Origin of the sequence: Photobacterium indicum (genome assembly GCF_003026215.1) — a bacterium.
In the GTDB taxonomy this organism is placed as follows: domain Bacteria; phylum Pseudomonadota; class Gammaproteobacteria; order Enterobacterales; family Vibrionaceae; genus Photobacterium; species Photobacterium indicum.
Genome location: NZ_PYOC01000009.1, coordinates 130306 through 153195, shown reverse-complemented (window position 1 = coordinate 153195; position 22890 = coordinate 130306). Strand labels below are relative to the sequence as shown.

Here is a 22890-nt window from a genome sequence, read left to right as displayed (position 1 = left end):
GCGACGGTTTTTTTTGTTTAAGGAGAAGGTTGATTAATCTCTTCAGATTGAAGTGGGCTTCTTATCTTTCTTTATAACCCAGCTGATGATGAGAGTCATAATGCCCAATCCTAGGGTTGCAAATGGCGCTAACATGAGTCCTACCGTTGCAATATGGGCAACTTTCTCGGGTAAGAAGGTGAGCGAATAACCTATGCCAGTGAGTAGTAACACCCAGGCGATGGCGCTTAACCAAGCAAAGCGAAAAAAGTGCACTTGATTCTTAATCCGTATTCCCATCATCAAAGGCAATAGAGAACGTACGACAGGAATAAAGCGGGCTATAAAGAGTGCAATTAAACCGTGACGAAAAAGCAGGTTATCAACCGTTTTCATTCGGTGTGCCGGAACTAAATTTACCCAAGACTGTACTTTAGGCAAATGCTTTAGCCATCGCCCCTGCATATAAGCAACCCAGCTTCCAATTGCAGCTGCGAGTGTAAGCAGTAAGACGATAACCTTAAAATCAATGATTCCCATCGCACCTAATGTGCCAGCTAAAATGACGATACTGTCGCACGGCAAAGGTGCTGCAGGTAATAATGCACTCTCTAAGAAAATGACAAATGTTACGCAAAAATAGATCATTGCGATGCTTTCAGGGTTTTCTAGAATACTAAAATTTTGATGCCATAGTGCCGAGAAAATAGCCATGAATGACTCGAACATACGGGTTACCTTTCTGTTATTAATTAAATTTATAAATAAATAGCGAGTTGAAAGGGGGCGTTATGCTCGTGTGTGAATAAATTTGTACTGTAGGTTGTTAAAATGCTGGCCGTTAAGTACATGTCGCCGCTCAGACAAGGAGAACAACTTTGTTAGCGTTTGCTCTGCTATTTTATTCGCCGCCGATAATCGAGCTGAAAAGTAGAGATAGTACTGAATATTGTGCAACGATGCCGGGAGAGGCCTCCATTGTCTTTTTTGTTCAACACGAAAGCTACGCTGGGTTGAAATATAGGCGTCGTGATTATCATTCTGAATAAGAGTATGCGAAAAATGTACTGGATTGCTTGTTGCTTGCTGGCTGCTTTCCGTGACATTGACTGTTATCGCCAATACTAAAAAAGTACTGAGTAAAAAATAGTTAAATATTTTACGCAAGGTAATTGCTCAGAAATGAAAGCCTCATGTCTTTTACTCAAGTTTGAAAATAAAAGCAATCTGTTTATGGGGCGGGCTGCAATAGAATGAAGTATTTGGGTGTAAAGAGTACCCATTGAGGCGTTTGAGTTGGAGAGCCATAGACAGTAGTGAACTCGCTCTAAAATATAATTGTAGTGAAAACAAACATATTTAAGGTAAATGTGGTCACTCTCATTTTTAAGAGAATGGGTGGCTTTTTGCTTGCTGCATTATTTATATAAACGTAAAAAAACCCCGCGAACGAGGTTTTAGTGAAATGCAGCATTCAATACTTATTGGGTTTCTAAATGAGTCTTAGTTGCGAAATTTACGTTTCTTCCAGCTTCTTACTACCGAGTAACGCCATAAACCGCGAATACCAAAGTAACCGATTAAAGAAAAAGCAATGCCAGTAGTAAAACAGCCAAGCATAAAAGGTGGACCTATCTGGCTCATTTGGTGAAGCAGGAACTCCCAAGACAGCTCAAAATGGAATGGCTGTGGTGGTGAGTTCATCAACCAAGCCCCAACCTTATACGCACCATAAAATAATACGGGCATCGTAATAGGGTTGCTAATCCACACTAATACAATAGAAAGAGGGAGGTTTACACCAAACAGAATGGCGAGTCCGGCCGCCATTATCATCTGGCTGGGCAGTGGAACAAACGCCATAAACAGACCCACAGCAAAAGCACCCGAAGCAGAGCGGCGATTAAGGCACCATAGGTTCGGGTTATAAAGCACATTACCGAAAATTTTAAGTGCTTTTTGGCGCTTAATTGTTTCGTGATTTGGTAAAAAACGTTTAATAAGTTGTCTTGGCATCGATATACATACGCTTTGAAAACAATGAACTGAAAGTCATTAATTGCGAATACTAAGTATTAAAACATAAAGCATGAAAATACTATTTTAAATCAACAGGCTTAAGGCAATACACAATGAACCAAGCGGTTACTGGCATTGCAATAGGGCTTTTGTTTCTTCATTGGTGGCATGCCATTCCAGATTATCTCTGGTTTGTGACTGCCGTAATGCTAGGTGCCGTAGTTTCTTATTTTTTACGTATTCATTTATTGATCTGGATTGCGTTAGGTGCCGCTATGGCAGCTTTAAGTGTAAATATTTATACAAATTCAGTAAAAGAAATACCCATTGACCGCGAGAATATTACCATAGTTGCTAAGGTAAGTAGCCTACTTAATAGCGAGATCTCCACTAGTACAATAGATTTCAAACTCTTAACGCTCAATTCTTATCCAATAGATTCATATTATCCTTTAAACGTCCGCTTAAATTGGCTACAGCCTCCTGAAATGTATCAAGGCCAAATTTGGCAGTTAACGGTGAAACTTCGCCGTCCGTATGGGCGATTGAATAGTGCAGGCTTTGACGCCGAAAAGTATTTCGTTGCAAACGGTATTCATGGGCGAGGCACCGTTTTAAGCGGAACGATTGTAGGCCGCTCTTACATCGATAGCCTTAGTGTAGAACAAACAGCACGAACACCGAGTGACAATAGTTCGGCTATTACCTTACGGCAGCGTATTTTCATTCAGGCAATGGCAGAATTGGCTGATAAAACCCATAAAGCTTATTTAATGGCTTTAGGCTTTGGCGTACGGGATGCGTTAGAGCTTCATGATTGGCAACGGCTAAGAGACAGTGGCTTAGCCCATTTAATGGCAATTTCAGGTCTACATATCGGTTTGGCGATGTTATTAGGCTGGTGGCTTGGCAGTAAAATATGTGCGCTTTTGCCGGAGCTGCATCGTTTTATATGGTTACCGTTATGGAGTGGTTTTGCGTGTGCGCTAGGGTACGCATGGTTAGCGGGTTTTAGTTTACCAACGGTACGCGCAGTATTAATGTGTGCAATTGTGATGATTTTAATCAGGTTACGCATTCAGTGGCCTGGCTGGAAAATTTTTATTGTTGCTCTGGCTATTTGTTTAATGCTCAACCCGTTAGCGTCTTATGCCGCGGGCTTTTGGATGTCTTTTTCTGCAGTCTTCATTTTATATCTTGCGAATTTGAGTGGTGTAAGGCAACAGCGCACAGTTCCGACTGAAAACAATATTGACTATCAGAAAGACCTATTGTGGGAAAAGATGAAAGTATTAGCACAGTTACAGTGTGTGTTATTGCTATTTATGTTACCGCTTCAATGGTATTGGTTTGGTGGGACATCGCTACTCGCGCCATTGATCAATTTTGTTTCTGTCCCTTGGGTGAGTACATTGACTGTGCCTTTGGTTTTAGCTGCCATTGCGACGGTGTGGTTTCCTTGGTTATCGAATGTTTTTTGGCAATTAGCCGATTGGACCTTATATCCAGTTATTTGGTTGGCTGAGCAATCTGTTGGTACGTGGTTATCATTATCATCCGCATGGTTGCCTTTCTTAATAGGGGGAATGGCATGGGCAGCGCTAGGGTGGTTTGTTTCTTGGCGTAACTTCAAATGGATACACATCTCAATTTTGATTGTCTTCGTATCTTGGGGAATCCCTTTATTTTTCCAGCAAGCGATGTCTACGTTGGTGACTTTTAATCAGTCGTTTTTAGCCAATGATGCTGATGTAAATCATTATAAATCTTCAATAGGTGATGCTGCGTCACCGTTATGGACAGTCAATATGCTGGATGTGGGGCATGGTCTTGCAGTGTTAATTGAGCGTAATGGGAAAGCGGTTTTGTATGATACGGGAAACCGTTGGCAACAAGGCAGTATTGCTACATCTGTCATAGAGCCCGTGCTGAGAAAGAAAGGCATTAATCAGTTAGACGGGATAATTTTGAGCCATGCAGACAGTGATCATGCTGGTGGCTTCGATATTATATCTCAGCAGTTTGAACCAATTTGGAAGCGTAGTAGTGATCGTCGAGATGGTTTTCTTCCCTGTGTGCAAGGAGCCCTCTGGCAATGGGAAGGGCTCAACTTCGAGGTGTTGTGGCCACCTAAAATCGTTAAGCGGGCGGCTAATCCTCATTCTTGTGTCGTGCAAATAAGCGATCGAAATATTCATACAGTTAAGCCAACCAACGCACTACTGACAGGTGACATTGATGCGATATCTGAATTACTTTTGGCTCGCCAATACCCAGATCTTGCGCCTGATATCTTATTTGTTCCTCATCATGGCAGTAAAACATCGTCGACCAATACGTGGCTGGCAGGTATGTCTCCTGAACTTGCTCTGGTATCGAGTGCTAAATATAACCCTTGGAATTTACCATCAACACAAATCAAGCAGCGTTATATAGATAAAGGCACAAGGTGGTTAGATACCGCACAAACTGGGCAAATATCCATAGATATTGAAGCTGGCAGCAGAAAAACACAACGCTATCGACAAGATGTTGATGATACTTGGTATCGACGTTTATTTTCGGATGAATGATGCTCTTTAGGCGTGAATATGTGAGAAGTTAGTCTGATAACGTCGATGGGCTTTTTAGAATAAATACAGCTGTATAATCAATAAGCAAAAAGTAGATAAGACATGCATCAATGGCTTAACTTATTTGGCGCAATCCTAGTATCAGAGTAGAATGATAGGAATTGTTTTTAAGAAAAATGAATTTTAATGACGCAATCTACTGAACAATCAACACTGGAAACGTACAAACGACTTTGGCCGTATATCAGTTTCTATAAGGCTGGCTTATCAGTCGCGGTCGTTGCGCTAATCATTAATGCATTGGGTGATACCCTAATGTTATCGATGATTAAGCCTCTTCTTGATGAAAGCTTCGGTGGATTAGAGACCATCGAATCAGACTTTCTTTCTATGATGCCATATTATTTAGTCGGATTAATGATACTACGTGGCGCGAGTGGCTTTGTATCAACATATTGCTTGTCTTGGGTATCTGGCAAAGTCGTAATGAATTTACGCCGTGGCTTGTTTAATCATTTCATGAAAATGCCAGTGAGCTTTTTTGATAAAGAATCTTCTGGAGCCTTACTTTCTCGAATTACTTATGATTCAGAACAAGTTGCTTCTGCGACAAGTAGCGCGCTAGTGAGCATGGTACGTGAAGGTGCATCTATCATTGGCTTAATGGCATTGATGTTCTGGAACAGCTGGCAGCTTTCGGCCATTTTATTGGTTATTGCCCCTGTTGTGGCGTTCAGTATTCGTTTGGTTTCTAAGCGTTTTCGTAAGATTTCAAAAAATATGCAAGATGCAATGGGTTCTGTTACATCATCTGCAGAGCAAATGCTAAAAGGACACAAAGTCGTATTAAGTTACGGTGGTCAAGAGGTTGAAAAGAAACGTTTTGATTCTGTTAGTAATCATATGCGCCAGCAAACAATGAAGTTAGTGTCTGCGCAGGCGATTGCCAACCCTGTGATTCAGGTAATTGCATCGTTTGCTTTAGTGGTTGTATTAGTCTTGGCTAACTCTGATGCATTACGTGCCGAGCTTACTCCTGGTACATTCGCTGTTGTCTTTGGTGCAATGTTTGGTTTGATGCGTCCTTTAAAAGCATTAACCAACGTTACTTCGCAATTCCAACGCGGTATGGCTGCTTGTCAAACCTTGTTTGAATTGATGGATCTTGAAACTGAAAAAGATAACGGTAAGCATGAAGTTGCGCGTGTAAGCGGTGATATTCAAGTTAAAGATGTTACGTTCACTTATCCAACCAAAGATACGCCAGCATTGCGTAACGTGTCGTTTGATTTACCTGCAGGTAAAACACTGGCACTTGTTGGACGTTCGGGGTCGGGTAAGAGTACGATTGCGAATCTATTAACGCGCTTTTACGATATTGATTCAGGCGAATTGATATTAGATGGTCGCGAGGTTAAAGACTATCAATTGTCGAATCTGCGCGAACAGGTTGCAGTTGTTTCTCAAAATGTGCACCTTTTTAACGATACCATTGCAAATAATATTGCTTACGCAAGCGGTGATAACTTCAGTCGTGCTGATATTGAAAAAGCAGCAGAGCTTGCTTATGCGATGGATTTCATTAAAGACATGCCACAAGGCTTAGATACAATTATTGGTGAAAACGGTGTTAGCCTTTCTGGTGGTCAGCGTCAACGTTTAGCCATTGCTCGCGCACTATTACGTAATGCGCCAGTGTTGATTTTAGATGAGGCAACCTCAGCCCTTGATACTGAATCTGAACGTGCTATTCAGTCGGCATTGGATGAATTGCAAAAAGATCGTACGGTTTTAGTGATTGCCCACCGCCTATCAACTATTGAAGGTGCCGACCAAATCTTAGTGGTTGATGATGGTGAAATCATTGAACGTGGTACGCATAGTGAATTGATCAAACATGATGGTGCTTACGCGCAACTTCACCGCATTCAGTTTGGTGATTAATGGCTGCACTTATTGAAAAGTTTTGGTTTGGGCATCATCCGAAAGGTTTGATGCTGTTACTGAATGTACTTTTTTGGCCACTTTTTTGGCCATTGAGTAAACTCTTTGGTTTTATCAGTGTTCGTCGCCGTAATAAGTACCAAACGGGTGAAAAGGTCGCTTATCGGGCACCGGTTCCTGTTGTTGTTGTTGGTAATATTACAGCTGGAGGTAATGGTAAGACGCCCGTTGTTGTATGGCTCGTTGAACAGCTACAAGCGAAAGGGCTTAAACCGGGGGTTGTTTCTCGTGGTTATGGTGGTAAAGCGCCACATTACCCTTATTTGGTGGAAGATAAGACTTCCACTGAACTCGTCGGTGATGAACCTGTATTGATTCGTCGAAGAACGGGTGCACCTGTTGCAGTATCACCTAAACGTTCTGATGCCGTAATGATGTTACTCGAACATGATGTTGATGTGATTATTACTGATGACGGTCTACAGCATTATGCACTCGCAAGAGACATCGAATTTGTTGTTATTGATGGTCAACGCCGCTTTGGTAATCAGCAATTACTGCCATTAGGACCATTGCGTGAAACGTGTGATCGCTTAGCCGAAGTTGATTTCTTGATTTGTAACGGTGGAAAGGCGAAAAAAAACGAAGCACCGATGCACCTGCAGCCCTCAGCATTAATTAATGTTAAAACGGGCGAGCGATGTTCAATTAATGAATTAGAGAATATTGTGGCAATGGCTGGTATTGGTCATCCCCCCCGTTTTTTTAAAACATTAGAAGAACTGGGAGTAACACCTGTACATTGTCAGCCATTTACTGACCATCAGGCATTCTCAGAAACGGAATTAAAACATTTGGCCCAACAGGGACAACATTTAGTGATGACAGAAAAAGATGCGGTTAAATGCCACGCTTTTGCGCAGTCGAATTGGTGGTATGTACCTGTAGATGCAGTGATACCAACATCGAATGCAAATGCCATTATTAATCGAATAATTAAGGTAAAGGAAGAATATGGATCACCGTCTGCTTGAAATCGTAGCATGCCCAGTATGTAAGGGTAAATTGAACTACGATAAAGAAAAAAATGAACTGATTTGTAAGTTTGATCGTCTAGCTTATCCTATTCAAGATGGTATCCCTGTATTGATCGAACCTGAAGCGCGAACGCTGAGTTCAGACGAGGTAAAGTAATGTCATTTACGGTAGTTATTCCAGCGCGTTATCAATCAACCCGCCTGCCGGGTAAGCCTTTGGCTGATATTGGTGGCAAGCCAATGGTTCAGTGGGTGTACGAGCAAGCTAGTAAAGCCGGTGCAGATCTCGTGATCGTAGCAACGGATGACCAGCGTATTGTTGATGCCGTTAAAGCCTTCGGCGGAGAAGTTTGTTTAACGCGAAATGATCATGAATCAGGCACAGAGCGCCTTGCTGAAGTGGTTGAAAAATATCAGTTAGCAGATGATCATATTGTCGTTAATGTACAAGGTGATGAACCATTAATTCCTGACACCATTATTCGACAAGTCGCAGATAATCTAGCAAACAACAATGCCCCAATGGCAACGCTAGGTGTCGAGATTGATCACGAAGATGAAGTGTTTAATCCAAACGCGGTGAAAGTGGTGTTGGATAAAGATGGCTATGCGATGTATTTCAGCCGAGCATCTATTCCTTGGGATCGTGATAACTATGCGAAATCACCAAAGGAAATTCATCATAATTTATTACGTCATATCGGTATTTACGCTTATCGTGCTGGGTTTATAAATACTTACATCAACTGGGAACCAAGCGCACTTGAAAAAGTGGAAGCATTAGAACAGCTTCGTGTACTTTGGTATGGCGAAAAGATCCATGTTGCTGTTGCTATTGATGCGCCTCCCGCGGGTGTTGATACACCGGAAGATTTAGAGAAAGTACGTGCTTTAATTGGCTAAGAGTAGCAAGCGTTCATCGCTAGCTGTAAATAGCCGTTATCCACGTTTCATTTCTTTATCAATAAGACGTTGATAGACAAATAAAAAGGCCACTATATTGAGTTAATGCCGTTCACTTAAGGTGAACGGTTTTTTTATTTTTGGCATATCGCTGAGGCCGAGGCTTAACCGTTCTCGGGAATGTTCTTTCTCTCCACCTTTCGAGTATTAAGCTCTCTGCCATATTCCTTTTATGATTACACTCGGATTTTGACATCCTTAGAGGATCGTTTAACTGATCATTTTTCGCTAACTGATCGGCATTACCCTTTTAGGGGCTCATGTATCACAAAGATATAAATAACACAATCTACAGAAATTTTTCTCTCATAATAGATTTTAAAACCTCAATTTTCCCCAAGTAGCAAAGAAATCAATACTAACTGTAAACAATTAAGAACATACGCCTGTGATATGAAGCACAGGTAATAGCCTCTTATGCTAGTTATTAAGGACGTCATCCTTTAATATCCATGCGCTAGGCGTATATAGAGGGCGGCATAGGTATAAATCTTTAAATAAGAATTAGTTACCGAGTGCAGTAAACCTAATAATTAGAAAGTTGTTAATATTTTAAAGGGCAAGTGTATGAAATTAAGGCATCAGTTAATTGGTGGGTTTGGAGTGTGTTTGGTGTTATTACTTTTATTGGCAACATCTTCATTTTATAAACTCAGCGTGACACTAGACGGTTTTACTGAATACCGTAATTTAGCTATTGCCAGCGTTACTTCTGGCGAAATACAGTCAAATATCCTAGAAACTAGGCTAGCTGCCAGCAAATACATAAGAAAGCAATCTCCTGAACTAGAGGGGGTTATTCATGAAAATATTGGAGAACTAAAGAGCCTTGTTGGCGGAGTAATTGACTTGCCGCAGTATTCGGGATTGAGAGACAAGTTCTTAAAAATAGAAAACTCGGCAATAAAATATAATGATGGTTTTTTGAGAATTGACACTCTGTTAAAGGACGGAACTGAAATAGTAAATGATATTCTTGACCCTAATGGGTTAATAATGCAAGAGTCACTAACAGACATAACAAGAACAGCTCGTGATGATCTAGACTTTGAAGCTGGCTATTATTCTGGTTTGCTACAAGAAAGTACGTTGCTGTCTAGACTTTATATTATGAAATTCTTAGATAGCAACAGCAGTAACGACGAAAAAAGAGTACTTTTAGAGTTTAGCAGCATGAAGAAAAGGCTAAAAACTCTAACAGATAAAATAGAAAACCCTAAACGAGTGGCATTATTAAATAGATATGAGCGATCGTTATACTTATATCAATCTGCATTTTTAGATCTATCAAAAACAATTAAAGAGCGGAACAAAGTAAATTACGAAGTTCTTAATAAAGTTGGCGATGATACTGCGGCGTCTATTGAGAAAATAGAAGAAGATACTTCTTCTCGCCAAAACATTATTGGCCCTCAATTGCAAAGCGAGATAAGCAATGCAAAAATACTACTAAGTTTGCTGTCAGTTATAGCAGTTGTTGCAAGTTTGGCATCAGCAGTTTACATCTACAGAAGTATTATGCGAGTTGTAGGTGGTGAGCCAAGTGAAATTGCTGATATGGTGAAGATGGTTTCAGAAGGAGATCTGAAAACTGAACTCTCAATGACAGGTAATGAAACCGGTATTTACGCAAATATTCTCAACATGCATCACGAATTAAGAAGAATATTATCTGGGCTGCACTCAGTCTCAGAAAATGTTTCTTCTGCCTCCTCTGAGCTATCTGCGGTGATGAACGAGTCTAAAGCAAACTCGGAAATGGAATTAACTCAAGTAGAGCTAGTAGCGACAGCAATTAGTGAGCTATCAAGTACGGCTAATGAAGTGAGCATAAACGCTTCCAATGCTGAAACAGCAGCTAATACAGCTAATGTGAACGTAGACGATGGAAAAACTGCACTAGTTGAATCAGATAGAATTTCAAACGAAATTGCCTCGTCTATTCAGGAATCGACACAAATTGTTAGTCAACTACGAGACTTCTCTACTGAAATTGGAACAGTAGTTGACGTTATCAATGGCATTTCAGAGCAGACAAACTTATTAGCTTTGAATGCGGCAATTGAAGCAGCTAGAGCTGGAGAACAAGGTCGAGGGTTTGCTGTAGTTGCGGACGAAGTTAGATCGCTAGCCGCGAAGACCCAACAATCTACTGTTGATATACAAGGCTTGATTTCTCGCCTTCAAGAGCAAGCCTTAAAAGCAGATCAGTTCATGGGAAACAATACAGTGCTAATCACTGAGGCTTTCACTATTAATGAAAAGCTATCTAATACATTTGAAACAATTTCTCATTCTGTTAGTGAAATATCCGATCTAAACACCCTAGTAGCTACTGCTTCCGAAGAGCAGTCAGGTGTTACACAGGATATCTCTCAAAACATCGTATCGACTTCTGATATGGTTCACCAAAATGTTGCGGGGATTGCACAGAGTTCACAGGCAAGTGAAGAACTAGCAAGGCTTTCTGAGGAGCAAAAAGCACTGCTTTCTTACTTTAGAATTTAATTTCACTGATATTGTTTACGTGTAAATAAAAGGGAGCATTAGCTCTAATGACGATCAGTTAGCGAAAAATGATCAGTTGAACGATCCTCTAGGGATGTCAGAATCCGAGTGTAATCATGCACTCGGATTTTTTATATTATCTTTTGAAAAGCCAACTTTAAAACAGATTACACTTTCGCAGTATCAGTCGTTGTATCTGTTTCAAGGTCTTGATTGAAGATGGTGTCATCAGCTTGCCCCAGTACACGAGAAGTAATAGTACCGGCCGTCATGGCACCACTAACGTTTACAGCAGTACGGCCCATATCGATCAAAGGTTCGATTGAAATAAGTAGACCAGCAAGCGCAACAGGCATATCAAGAGCAGAAAGAACAATTAGCGCAGCAAATGTTGCGCCACCACCTACACCTGCAATGCCAAATGAACTGATCGTTACAATCGCTACAAGTGTTGCAATGAAGCCTGGGTCTAGTGGATTTATGCCAATAGTTGGTGCAATCATTACTGCAAGCATCGCAGGGTATAAACCTGCACAACCATTCTGGCCCATTGTCGCCCCGAATGATGCCGAGAAGTTTGAAACCCCTTCACCGTTACCCAGTTGCTTAACTTGCGCATCAATATTTAGTGGGATAGTGCCAGCGCTTGAACGCGAAGTGAAAGCAAACAGCAGTACCGGAAGAATCTTCTTCAAGAAACGAATTGGGTTAACACCTACGAATGAAACAAGAACTAAATGCAGAACAAGGATTAGTGCTAAGCCAACGTAAGACGCGACCACAAAATTAATTAGGCTTAGAATATCAGCATAGTTAGAGCCTGCGACAACCTTGGTCATTAACGCAAGAACACCGTAAGGCGTTAGGCTAAGTACCATGCGTACTAATGTACGAACAATTTCTTGAGCAACGTTAATGAACTTTTCGAAGCTTGCACCCAATTCAGGATGAGTACGCATAACACTCAGGCTTGCTACACCAATGAAAGCAGAGAAGATAACAACGGCAATAGTCGATGTAGCACGGCTACCTGCTAAGTCAGCAAATGGGTTACCAGGAAAGAAAGAAATAACCATGTCAGCAAACGACACAGCTTCAATGTTCGTTAAGCGTGATTCAAGCATTTCGCCACGTGCAATTTCTCGTGCGCCTTGCACAATACCATCTGCAGATAAGCCAAACATATTGCTAACTAGAATACCAATTAACGCTGAAGCCGCTGTTGTCGCCAGCAGAATACCAATGGTTAATCCTGATATTTTACCCAGTGAACCTGAGTCTTTCACTTTCACGATAGCGCCAATGATAGACACCATGATTAGCGGCATGATGATCATTTTCAGTAGGCTGACATAACCGGCACCAACAATGTTCACGTACTCAAGTGTGTCTGCAACTATCTGGCTGCCACCACCATAAATGAGTTGTAATGCGCCACCAAAAAGTACCCCTAAGCCAAGGCTAGTAAACACGCGCTTAGAAAGAGTTTGTTCTGTGCGTTGTTGCTTCAGCAATAAAGCAATGAGTAGGGCAAAAAAAGCCAAGTTGATAATGGGATAAATCATGGGTGGAATCCTAAAAAAAGAGAAGTTAAGCCGTAAGTCCGTTTACTTACTTATTACAAAAGTGTGTTGTGTCTAAAATATGTTTAAGAAATACCGACAGAAGCATCAATATGCTTAGGGCGTAGATAATATGACGTGAGTTGCAAAACCGTTAGTACTTTTAGGTGAATTTCCTATATGAAAATCGCACATAATAAAACTTTTAGTAATAAGGGTTGAAATGTGTACTTCAAGCAGAAAAGCTAAGTAAAAGAGGTATTTGCTTGGTGAATAAAAAAGGCTAACAATGAATGTTAGCCTTATGTTGGTTTTGTGTGATTTTACTACTTTGTTTTATGGCGTGGCAGTACTGTCGTTTTCATCCAATACTTCGACAGGGCTGATATTTGCATTTTTATTGGTTTCATCCGCTTTGTCTTTTTCAACGTTTGCTGCTGTATCGCGTATTCTTTGCCAAATCTGCCCCATGGTCTCATGCCAATAGCGCTCAGTTTGCTCGAGATACTTTGCTTTAGGCGCGTATCTGTCCCATGGTTGCTTAATCTTATTACTGGCTAAGAAGTTAGTGGGAGCGGGTGTTGGGGTTAGCCCTGCCTGATTAAACTCATACAATGCGCGTGTCATATGGCTTGCCGAGGTAACGAGCACCATATTCTTATCACCCACAACAGAGGCTGCTTGAAATGCTTCTTCCCAAGTATCACGGGCCGTTTCAAGTAATAAAATATCAGATTTGTTCACCCCTAGCGCTAATGCGACTTTTGCCATCATACGTGCTTGGCTTATATCACTGCCTCCACCATAACCGGATAGAATCAATTTAGAGCCTGGAAAGAGCCGATAAATGCGCATGCCTTCAGATAGGCGCATTAGGGCAGCACGAGATAATTCGGATGTTATTGGCATTGCCTTGTCAATAACATGCCCACTTCCCAGTACCATGATGTAATCAACCGGTGTGGATGAAGGTACAAACGGTCGGTTTTCAGTTTCTAATGGGCGTAATAAACTGGTCGCAATCGGTTGGAAAGAGACCATGAAAATTCCTAAGAACGCAAAAGCGATAAAGCAAGAAGCAAGTCCTTTTCGACGGGTAAACCATAAAATCAATAACCCGATAAACCCAAGAATAAGCATCGCGGGTAGGGGCATAAGTAAGGCAGATATCATTTTTTTTAGTTCAAACATGTAATGTCGTCCGAAATTTCAGCAATCAAGCTTGAAAAAGCATCACAAGCCTTTATTCCTATAACGCTTGTGAGAAAATAAGCTTCACTTTTTTTGAACCACTATCATAACGTAAAGTTGCCGTGATCGAAGATCGAAATTTTGATGATTTAGCGCAAAAATTTGCGAAAAACATATATGGCACTGCCAAAGGGCAGATCCGACAAACAGTTGTCTGGCAGGATATAGAGCAGATTCTATCTGGGTTCGACGGTGATATTCCGCTGCGTATTTTAGACGCTGGTGGGGGTATCGGACAATTGTCACAAAAAGTTGCAGAGTTAGGTCATCATGTCACTTTATGTGATCTTTCTGGTGAAATGCTGACACTAGCCGAGCAGGAAATTGCTAAAAATGGACTTCTTAAGCAATATCGCTTAGTTCATAGTCCTGTTCAGCATATTGGTGACCATCTTGATGAACCTGTCGATTTGGTGCTTTTTCATGCAGTGATGGAGTGGCTATCGGATCCAATAACGGTACTTGACCAATTATTGGAACAAGTCAAACCTGGTGGTGTCATTTCAGTGATGTTTTATAACTACAATGGTTTGCTATTTAAAAACCTAATTTGTGGTAATTTGACGCACATAGAAGAAGGTATGCCTCATCGTAAGCGTTTTAAGCTGCAACCGCAGCAAGGCATTAAGCCTGATGAGGTGTATAGTTGCCTGATAAACGCGGGATTAACTATTTTAGGCAAAACTGGCGTACGCACTTTTCACGATTACATGCAAAATGCGATGGTTGGTGATTACAGTTTTGAACAAGTTCTTGAGATGGAGCAAAAGCTTTGTCGTCAGGAGCCTTATTTGTCTTTGGGGCGTTATATTCACGTTTATGCACGTAAACCCTTGTGCGAAGAGATGCAAGTGAACGGCAGTAACTGTGAATAAGCACTATTTACCCTTATAAAAGAACATATTACCCATAGAAAAGAACATAACATAACAGCAATAAGGACAACGGATGAGTGAAGTTTCCCAGACCGTTCCTGAGTTGGTGACTTGGGTTAAGCAGCATGATTTCTCGCTTAACTTACCAACCGAACGGCTGGCGTTCTTGTTGGCGATTGCTGTATTAAGTGGCGATCGCTTTGATGAAGAATTAGGGGAAGGAGAGTTGATTGATGCGTTCCGTATTGTGAGCGATTTATTTGATCAATCAAAAGAAACTCTAGCCTTTCGTGCCAACAACGCCATAAATGAATTAGTACGTCAGCGCTTAATTACGCGCTTTACCAGTGAAATGAACGACGGTGCAAGTATTTACCGTTTAAGTCCATTAGCGCTAGGTATAACAGACTACTACGTACGTCAACGAGAGTATTCGACGCTGAAGTTGTCAATTCAATTAGCGATGGTCGCTGATGAAATTAACAAAGCAGCAGATGCAGCGCAAAAAGGCGGTGACGAGAAGCACTGGCGACTGAATGTTCACGCAGTGTTGAAATATTCAGTGGCAGAAATTTTTGACCGCATTGATTTAAACCAACGCACTATGGATGAGCAGCAACAGCAGGTGAAAACCAATATCGCTGAATTGTTGACTCAAGATTGGCGCGCGGCAATTACTAACTGTGAAGCATTGCTTAACGAAACATCAAGCACGTTACGTGAATTGCAAGACACCTTGCAAGCTGCTGGTGACCAATTGCAAACACAGTTGCTGATTATCCAAGAAGAAATTCAGGGCAATATTGAACTGGATTTCGTTGATGGCATGATCTTTATTCTACAAATGAAGCTAGACCGTATTATTAATTGGGGTCAGCAAGCGATTGATTTGTGGATTGGTTATGATCGCCACGTACATAAATTTATTCGAACAGCTATCGATATGGATAAGAACCGGGCATTTAGCCAGCGTTTGCGCCAATCGGTAACAGATTACTTCGATAACCCATGGCTTCTTACATATGCCGATGCCGAACGTTTACTTGATATGCGCGATGAAACCTTAGTTTTACGTGATGATGAAGTAACAGGCATCGTACCTGAAGAAATGGAATTTGAAGAACTTAGCCTAGTCAATGATCAGCTTTCTGATCAAGTTGCTGAAATGCTAAAAGCCCATAAAGAAACAGGTGCAGCCATTAATTTGAGCTCGCTTCTGAAAGATTATTTGGCTCAACACCCGCAAGCGCGACATTTTGATGTAACGCGAATTGTAATTGATCAGGCAGTAAGACTTGGGTATTCCGAATCTGACTTCAATGCCATTCAGCCTGATTGGGAAGCGATTAATGAACATGGAGCCAAGGTACAAGCCAATGTCATCGATAAATATTGAAGAATATATGCCTGAAAAACTGGCAAAAGCGATAGCTAACCCACTTTTTCCGGCGCTAGATAATGCGCTCCGATCTGGTCGTCATGTTTCTAGCGAAGATTTAGATAACCACGCTTTACTGATCGAGTTTGAGCGTGAGTTAGGTATGTTTTACCGCCGTTACAATGCCGAACTTATTCGCGCACCAGAGGGGTTCTTTTATCTGCGCCCACGTTCTACGTCATTGATTGGTCGTTCAGTCTTGTCTGAAATCGACATGCTGGTCGGTAAAGTGCTGTGTTTCTTATACCTTAGCCCTGAGCGCCTTGCCCATGAAGGTATTTTTACCAATCAAGAGCTGTTTGATGAACTTTTAGTGTTGGCTGATGAAAAAAAGCTAATGAAGTTTGTTACACACCGTGCATCGGGTTCCGATCTTGATCGTGAAAAACTGTACGACAAAGTGAAAACGTCGCTTCGTCGTTTACGTCGTATCGGTATGCTTATCCCAATTGGTGAAAATGGTAAATTCCGTATCAGTGAATCGGTATTCCGTTTTGGTGCTGATGTACGAACAGGTGATGATGTGCGCGAAGCGCAATTACGCCTAATTCGTGACGGTGAAGCTGTTGTGCATCAACAAGAACCAAGTCAATCAAGCTTACTTGATGGGTTTGACGCGGATGATACTGAACATCATGATTCAGAGCAGACAATGCAAGAGGGTGAAGTCTGATGGAACGCGGTAAGTATCAATCACTCACAATGGTCAACTGGAACGGCTTTTTTGCTCGTACTTTTGATATCGATAATTTGGTTACCACATTATCTGGCGGTAATGGTGCGGGTAAATCCACCACCATGGCTGCGTTCATCACGACTTTAATTCCTGATCAAAGTCTTCTGCATTTTCGTAATACCACAGAAGCGGGTAGTTCAAACGCATCTCGTGATAAAGGCTTGCACGGTAAGTTAAAACCGGGTGCGTGTTATGCGGCATTGGATGTCGTTAACTCGAAAAAGCAGCGTATTATTTTTGGTGTAAAACTGCAGCAAGTAGCGGGTCGCGATAAAAAAGTCGATATTAAACCGTTCCTTATTCAAGGTTTGCCATCACACGTTAAACCGACTGAATTATTGGTTGAAACCTTGTCTGAAAATCAGGCTCGTGTTCGTCAAATTAATGAAGTGAAAGAAATTGCGGGTGAATATGAAGGCGTACAATTTAAAGCCTTTAATTCTGTTACGGATTATCACACGCAAATGTTTGAATTTGGTGTATTACCCAAGAAATTGCGTAATACCCAAGACCGCTCTAAATTCTATCGTTTAATTGAAGCATCACTTTACGGTGGTATTTCAAGTGCCATTACCCGTTCGTTACGTGACTACTTATTACCACATAACTCCGGTGTGAAAAAAGCTTTCCAAGATATGGAAGCGGCATTACGTGAAAACCGCATGACATTAGAAGCGATTAAGCTGACTCAAAGCGATCGTGATTTATTTAAGCATTTGATCTCTGAAGCAACACACTATGTTGCGGCTGATTATATGCGTCATGCTAATGAACGTCGTAATAAGTTAGAAACAACGCTGAAATTACGTGGCGAATTATTAGGTTCACGCAAGATACTGGGCGATCAAAATAACTCACTGACTAACATGTCAGGCGAGCTAGACGAATTAAATGATCGTGAAAGTGCTTTAGAGCAAGATCATCAAGCAGCGTCTGATCATCTGCAACTTGTACAAAATGCAGTACGTCAACAAGAAAAGATCGAACGTTATAAAGAAGATCTAGAAGAATTAACCGAGCGTCTTGAAGAGCAGGTAATGGTCGTTGAAGAAGCGGCTGAACAACTTGCAATGGCTGAAGAACAAGCTGTATTAACTGAAGAAGAAGTTGATAGCTTGAAGACGCAGCTTGCTGACTACCAGCAAGCATTGAATATGCAGCAAACCCGTGCTTTACAATATCAACAAGCGGTTCATGCTTTAGAAAAAGCACGTGAACTGTCGAATGTTAATGATTTATTGGCTGATAACGCACCTGCATATTTGTCGCAACTAAAGCGTGACCAAGAATTACAAACCACCGCTTTATTGGCACTTAAACACAAGTTGGATATGTCGTCTGCGGCGGCTGAACAATTTGAGAAAGGCCTTAAAATTGTCCAGACCATTGCGGGTGCCATTGACCGAGCAACGGCTGGTCAAAAAGCCCGTGAATTGATCACACATGCTCGTCGACTTCGTGCAGTTTCAGAGCGAGGCGATCAGCTAAAAGGTCAGTACCGTGATCTTGAACGCAGTGTGCGTAATCAACGTCAAGCGGTTGAGCTGGCAGAAAGTTACAGCAAGCGTTTTGCAACTGTTGTTGATAGCGAGTTAGTGTTAGCAGAAGAGCAAGCTCGTCATGGAGCTACATTCGAAAGTCTTGAGCAAGAACAAGAAGCTTTAGTTGATCAACGCAACGATTTGCGTCGTCAAGAGCAGCAACTAGGTACTCAAATTAAGTCTTTAGAAGCGTCGGCACCCGCATGGATTGCCGCATCTGATGCACTTGAAAAACTGTCTGATCAGGTAGATGCAGAATTAACAGATAGTCAGTCTGTTATGAATGCAATGCAACAAACATTAGACAATGAACGTGAAGTCTCTGCTCATCGTGATCAGCTTGCCTTGAGCAAGAAACAACTGGAGCTTGATATTGAACGTCTTGCACAGCCTGGTGGCAGTGATGATGCACGTTTAAGTGGCTTAGCAGATACACTTGGCGGCAGTCTACTGTCTGAAATTTATGATGACATTACTTTAGCTGATGCACCGTATTTTAGCGCGATGTATGGTCCTGCTCGTCATGCGATTGTTGTACCCGACCTTAAAGATATTAAAGATAAGCTCATCGCATTAGAAGATTGCCCCGACGATCTCTATATCATTGAAGGCGATGTTGATTCATTTGATGACAGCGGCTTTGATGTTGATGAATTAGACGGGGCGATATGCGTTCACTTAAACGACCGTCAATTACGCTATTCTCGTTATCCGAAGGTGCCTCTATTTGGGCGAGCAGCTCGTGAACAACGTCTAGAGCAATTACGTGAAGAACGTGATCAACTGATTGAAGACCACGCGAAATCGGCATTTGATTCGCAAAAGCTCCAGCGTTTATATCAGAGCTTTAACAGTTTTGTCGCGACACACATGTCGATAGCATTCAATGCTGATCCTGAAGCGGAATTAAAGCTTGCGAGAGAAAAGCGAAATCAAGCGACCCGTCAATTAGCCGATGCAGCGGCTAAAGAACAACAGCAACGTAGCCAGCTTGTCGCAGCGCGTGAAGGCTTAGCGTTATTAGGTAAACTGAACCCGCTTGTTAACTTGTTAGAAGATGAAACCTTAACTGCTCGTTTTGAAGAAGTAGAGCAGCAACTTTCACAACTTGATGAAGCGCGTAATTACTTAGATCGTCACGGTAGAGCCATTACAGAGCTTGAAGGTTTAGTGTCTGCGCTAGATGCGGATCCAGAGCAATTTGATGCACTACAAACAAGTTATGTTGATGCTGATAGTCGACTACAGGCTCTTAAGAAGCAGATATTTGCTGTCGCCGATTTGGTAGAGCGTCGTCATCACTTCACGTATATCGATTCTGTTGAGTTAGTGAACAAAAGCTCAGAGCTTAATGAGCAGCTTAAAGCGAAATTGGTAGCAGCAGAGCGTGAACGTACACGTTGTCGTGATGCCCTTAAACAAGCTCGTGCGCAAGCGAACCAGTACAACCAGTTAATGGCGTCGTTAAAGAGTTCGCATCAAGCCAAACGTGAAACCGTGCTGGAGTTTGAACGTGAGCTGCAAGAGCTGGGTGTTCGTGCTGATGTTGAAGCAGAAGAGCGGGCACGTATTCGCCGTGATGAGCTTAATGAACGTCTACACAGTTCGCGTAGCCGTCGTAGTGAGCTAGAAAAAGCGATTACCTCCATTGAACTTGAAATGAAGGCATTGGTGAAACGTCTGCGTAAAGTAGGCAAAGAGTACCAAGAAATTCGTAAGTTGGTCGTGAATGCGAAAGCAGGCTGGTGTGCAGTATTACGCCTAGCACGCGAAAATGATGTTGAGCGCCGTTTACACCGCCGTGAAATGGCGTATATGTCTGCTGATGAATTACGTTCATTATCGGATAAATCATTAGGTGCTTTACGTCTTGCCGTCGCAGATAACGAAGACTTGCGTGATGCCTTACGTGCTTCTGAAGATATTTCGCGCCCTGAGCGTAAAGTACTGTTCTACATTGCTGTTTATCAACATCTTCGTGAACGTATCCGTCACGATATTATTCGTACCGATGATCCGGTTGAAGCGATTGAAGAGATGGAGGTAGAGCTCGCCCGCCTTACTGAAGAGCTAACAGCACGTGAACAACGTTTGGCTATCAGTTCTGACTCTGTTGCGAACATTATTCGAAAAACGATTCAGCGTGAGCAAAACCGTATTCGTATGCTAAACCAAGGTTTGCAAAATATCGGTTTTGGTCAGGTTAATGGTGTACGTCTAAACGTTAAAGTACGCGAGACGCACGAATCATTGCTGAGTGGTTTGGCTGAGCAGCAAGACCAACACCAAGACTTATTTGGTAATAACCGCTTAACCTTCTCTGAAGCTATTGCGAAGTTGTTCCAGCGTTTGAATCCTCATATTGATATGGGGCAGCGTTCGCCGCAAATCTTAGGTGAAGAATTATTGGATTACCGTAACTACCTAGAATTAAGCATTGAAGTAAACCGTGGTACAGACGGTTGGCTACAGGCTGAATCTGGCGCGTTATCCACGGGTGAAGCCATTGGTACGGGCCAGGCAATTCTACTGATGGTGATTCAAAGCTGGGAAGAAGAATCGCGCCGCTTACGCGGTAAAGATCTTATCCCATGTCGTTTATTGTTCTTGGATGAAGCTGCACGTTTAGATGGTAAATCCATCGCGACACTATTCGAACTTTGTGAGCGTTTGGATATGCAATTATTAATTGCAGCACCAGAAAATATTAGCCCTGAAAAGGGAACGACCTACAAGTTAGTGCGTAAGATTTTCAAAGATCGAGAGCACGTACATGTGGTGGGTCTTCGTGGTTTTGGACAAGAACCAAAGAGCGAAACAAACATACAAGAGATGTTAGATTTTAATCCTGCATAATAGCTTATGTATTGAAAAGGCCAGAGAAATCTGGCCTTTTTTATACTTCAAATATATTCTTGGCTTTCTCCCTGCCACGTAATTCCTTTTTTCTCCCCCTAGAATTGTCTTGTTTGTAAGATCATTTTCTCAATGTTTAATAACGGCTCCGATAAATTTTTCACACCTCAAATAACTCCTAAAATTTCATTACCAATCTGATTTGCTAGGTGGGTATTAATGTTGGATTCGGCCATCCAACATAACAATTTCTGTAATCTCGTAGGGGTGATGACATGAAAAAAATAATTTTAATGGTGCTCACCATGTTTGTGGTGGTTGGGTGCGGCGGTGGCGGTGATTCTAGTACAACATCGGCTTCTGATAGTGATTCTGGTGGCGGAACAGCAACAAGCAGTGACGGTGCGAAAGCAGATGTGCCAATCTCTGTTGATGTCGTCGTACCGCCAACAGAAGTACCTGATGGTGATGAATTGCAAGCTTGTGTTGCTATCGATGCTGTAAGTGTGACGGATATAGCCGGCACGATTACAAAGTGGACAACCAAAAGTATGAACAACCCAGATGAAATCAGTAATAAGCAATGTATTCCTGCTGATTCCTCTATTCCGGTTGATAATGATGGTTACCCAAAATTTATTGTGATCGATCTTCATGACTTAACTGGTGTGGATATCATTCAGTTAATTTCTGATCAGTTAGTGGCAGCTGGAGAATATACCGGTATGTCGTTGTCTGTTATTCAGGGTACGTATGATTCACTAATAGGGGACACTCTTGGTCAGCCACAATATTACTCTTATGTTGGTGATGCTTTAAATAAACAATATATGGAAGTGGTGGATGAGCTGTCTTTTGATGGGCTAGATATTAATATCGATGTGCCAACGACTTATACCATGACATTTGATCTTAGAAGCATGTTGCAGATGCTCGAAAATGCGTATTACTTGAAAAATAAAGGATTACGGTTAGTTGATAATTTAATGGCCGCAACTATTTATGGTGATGTTGATCCGGCAACATGTGACTCTTCAGATAATGCGTATGTGTATCTTTATGATAATGACGACTCAGGTTATGGTGATTTAGGGTCTGATAACCCACCCGTTAGTACAGCAAAAGTTATTGATAACCAATATTCAATGGGCTACGTACCAGAAGGAACATACGATGTTCTGTTAGCGTGTAATGCTTTAGCTGATTTACCTAATCAGATTGATTTGGATATCGATCTAGATGAAGACTCTATGCATAACGATCAATCTGTTAGTGGTGGGCAAGAGTACTATAAGCCTTTCTAACTGAGCATTTGTTGTACGAGATAAAAGCCGAGAAATCTTAAAAAGTTTCTCGGCTTTTCAGCTTTTGGTCATACTATATCGGGTTTTTGTTGGTGATTTATTCAGCGGTTATTCAGTTAAGCTGGGTCATTATGGTCCTTTTTAATTCGATCGATCTCTCATTATTAAAATCCTAGAATAAAATGCTAGCTAACTTAACCTTCTGACCAAGCTGTAATTAAATGATAATGTCGTGGTAAATGGTCACGTATGCTGTATTTTTGTGGTTGTTTTTTAACCGCCAGTTCTATAACTTCTCTTCTCA

At 41.6% G+C, this 22890-nt stretch carries 15 protein-coding genes; 11 read left to right on the top strand and 4 right to left on the bottom strand.

Annotation, left to right across the window (positions count from 1 at the left end; genetic code table 11):
* Nucleotides 1–42: 42 nt before the first annotated feature.
* On the bottom strand, nucleotides 43–708 hold the full coding sequence (locus C9J47_RS20320; protein WP_107255129.1) for a DedA family protein: 666 nt from the start codon (nucleotides 706–708) through the stop codon (nucleotides 43–45).
* 774 nt (nucleotides 709–1482) lie between these two features.
* Nucleotides 1483–1995, bottom strand: coding sequence for a DUF2062 domain-containing protein (locus C9J47_RS20315; protein ID WP_006233566.1), 513 nt, complete (start codon nucleotides 1993–1995; stop codon nucleotides 1483–1485).
* Nucleotides 1996–2111: 116 nt separating this feature from the next.
* On the opposite strand from C9J47_RS20315, the gene C9J47_RS20310 reads away from it, so the two are divergent.
* The 6 genes from C9J47_RS20310 (at nucleotide 2112) to C9J47_RS20285 (ending at nucleotide 11023) form a co-directional block, all read left to right on the top strand.
* Nucleotides 2112–4571 carry a DNA internalization-related competence protein ComEC/Rec2 gene (locus tag C9J47_RS20310; protein ID WP_107255128.1) on the top strand — a complete coding sequence of 820 codons (2460 nt, stop codon included), beginning with the start codon at nucleotides 2112–2114 and terminating at the stop codon, nucleotides 4569–4571.
* A gap of 186 nt (nucleotides 4572–4757) precedes the next feature.
* Complete coding sequence (gene msbA / locus C9J47_RS20305) at nucleotides 4758–6515, top strand: lipid A ABC transporter ATP-binding protein/permease MsbA (RefSeq protein ID WP_107255127.1); 1758 nt, start codon at nucleotides 4758–4760, stop codon at nucleotides 6513–6515.
* Nucleotides 6515–7549 (top strand): tetraacyldisaccharide 4'-kinase, encoded by a 1035-nt coding sequence (lpxK, locus tag C9J47_RS20300; RefSeq protein WP_107255126.1) that lies wholly within the window; start codon nucleotides 6515–6517, stop codon nucleotides 7547–7549. Before msbA ends, lpxK begins: the two co-directional genes overlap by 1 nt.
* On the top strand, nucleotides 7530–7709 hold the full coding sequence (locus C9J47_RS20295) for a Trm112 family protein (protein WP_006233570.1): 180 nt from the start codon (nucleotides 7530–7532) through the stop codon (nucleotides 7707–7709). Before lpxK ends, C9J47_RS20295 begins: the two co-directional genes overlap by 20 nt.
* Complete coding sequence (gene kdsB, locus C9J47_RS20290; protein WP_006233571.1) at nucleotides 7709–8455, top strand: 3-deoxy-manno-octulosonate cytidylyltransferase; 747 nt, start codon at nucleotides 7709–7711, stop codon at nucleotides 8453–8455. The genes C9J47_RS20295 and kdsB overlap by 1 nt, the downstream gene beginning before the upstream one ends.
* A gap of 627 nt (nucleotides 8456–9082) precedes the next feature.
* Nucleotides 9083–11023 (top strand): methyl-accepting chemotaxis protein, encoded by a 1941-nt coding sequence (locus tag C9J47_RS20285; protein WP_107255125.1) that lies wholly within the window; start codon nucleotides 9083–9085, stop codon nucleotides 11021–11023.
* 167 nt (nucleotides 11024–11190) lie between these two features.
* On the opposite strand, the gene C9J47_RS20280 is transcribed toward C9J47_RS20285, so the two are convergent.
* Together C9J47_RS20280 and elyC are read right to left on the bottom strand one after the other, a co-directional pair.
* Nucleotides 11191–12588 (bottom strand): L-cystine transporter, encoded by a 1398-nt coding sequence (locus tag C9J47_RS20280; RefSeq protein WP_107255124.1) that lies wholly within the window; start codon nucleotides 12586–12588, stop codon nucleotides 11191–11193.
* Between the two features lie 333 nt (nucleotides 12589–12921).
* The gene (gene elyC, locus C9J47_RS20275) at nucleotides 12922–13776 is read right to left on the bottom strand and encodes an envelope biogenesis factor ElyC (protein ID WP_107255123.1); all 855 of its coding nucleotides are present in this window, start codon (nucleotides 13774–13776) and stop codon (nucleotides 12922–12924) included.
* Nucleotides 13777–13898: 122 nt separating this feature from the next.
* Here elyC and cmoM point away from each other — a divergent pair, with 122 nt between their 5' ends.
* From cmoM to C9J47_RS20250, 5 genes are all read left to right on the top strand, one after another.
* Nucleotides 13899–14711: a tRNA uridine 5-oxyacetic acid(34) methyltransferase CmoM gene (gene cmoM, locus C9J47_RS20270; RefSeq protein ID WP_107255122.1), complete on the top strand. Its 813-nt coding sequence runs from the start codon at nucleotides 13899–13901 to the stop codon at nucleotides 14709–14711.
* A gap of 73 nt (nucleotides 14712–14784) precedes the next feature.
* Nucleotides 14785–16107 carry a chromosome partition protein MukF gene (gene mukF / locus C9J47_RS20265; protein ID WP_107255121.1) on the top strand — a complete coding sequence of 441 codons (1323 nt, stop codon included), beginning with the start codon at nucleotides 14785–14787 and terminating at the stop codon, nucleotides 16105–16107.
* Complete coding sequence (mukE, locus tag C9J47_RS20260; RefSeq protein WP_036804379.1) at nucleotides 16088–16822, top strand: chromosome partition protein MukE; 735 nt, start codon at nucleotides 16088–16090, stop codon at nucleotides 16820–16822. The genes mukF and mukE overlap by 20 nt, the downstream gene beginning before the upstream one ends.
* Nucleotides 16819–21282, top strand: a complete 4464-nt coding sequence (gene mukB, locus C9J47_RS20255) for a chromosome partition protein MukB (protein ID WP_425440612.1) — start codon at nucleotides 16819–16821, stop codon at nucleotides 21280–21282. The genes mukE and mukB overlap by 4 nt, the downstream gene beginning before the upstream one ends.
* A 275-nt stretch (nucleotides 21283–21557) precedes the next feature.
* Entirely contained in the window at nucleotides 21558–22586 is a 1029-nt protein-coding gene (locus C9J47_RS20250; RefSeq protein ID WP_107255119.1) for a hypothetical protein, read from the top strand.
* The last annotated feature ends 304 nt before the right edge of the window (nucleotides 22587–22890 follow it).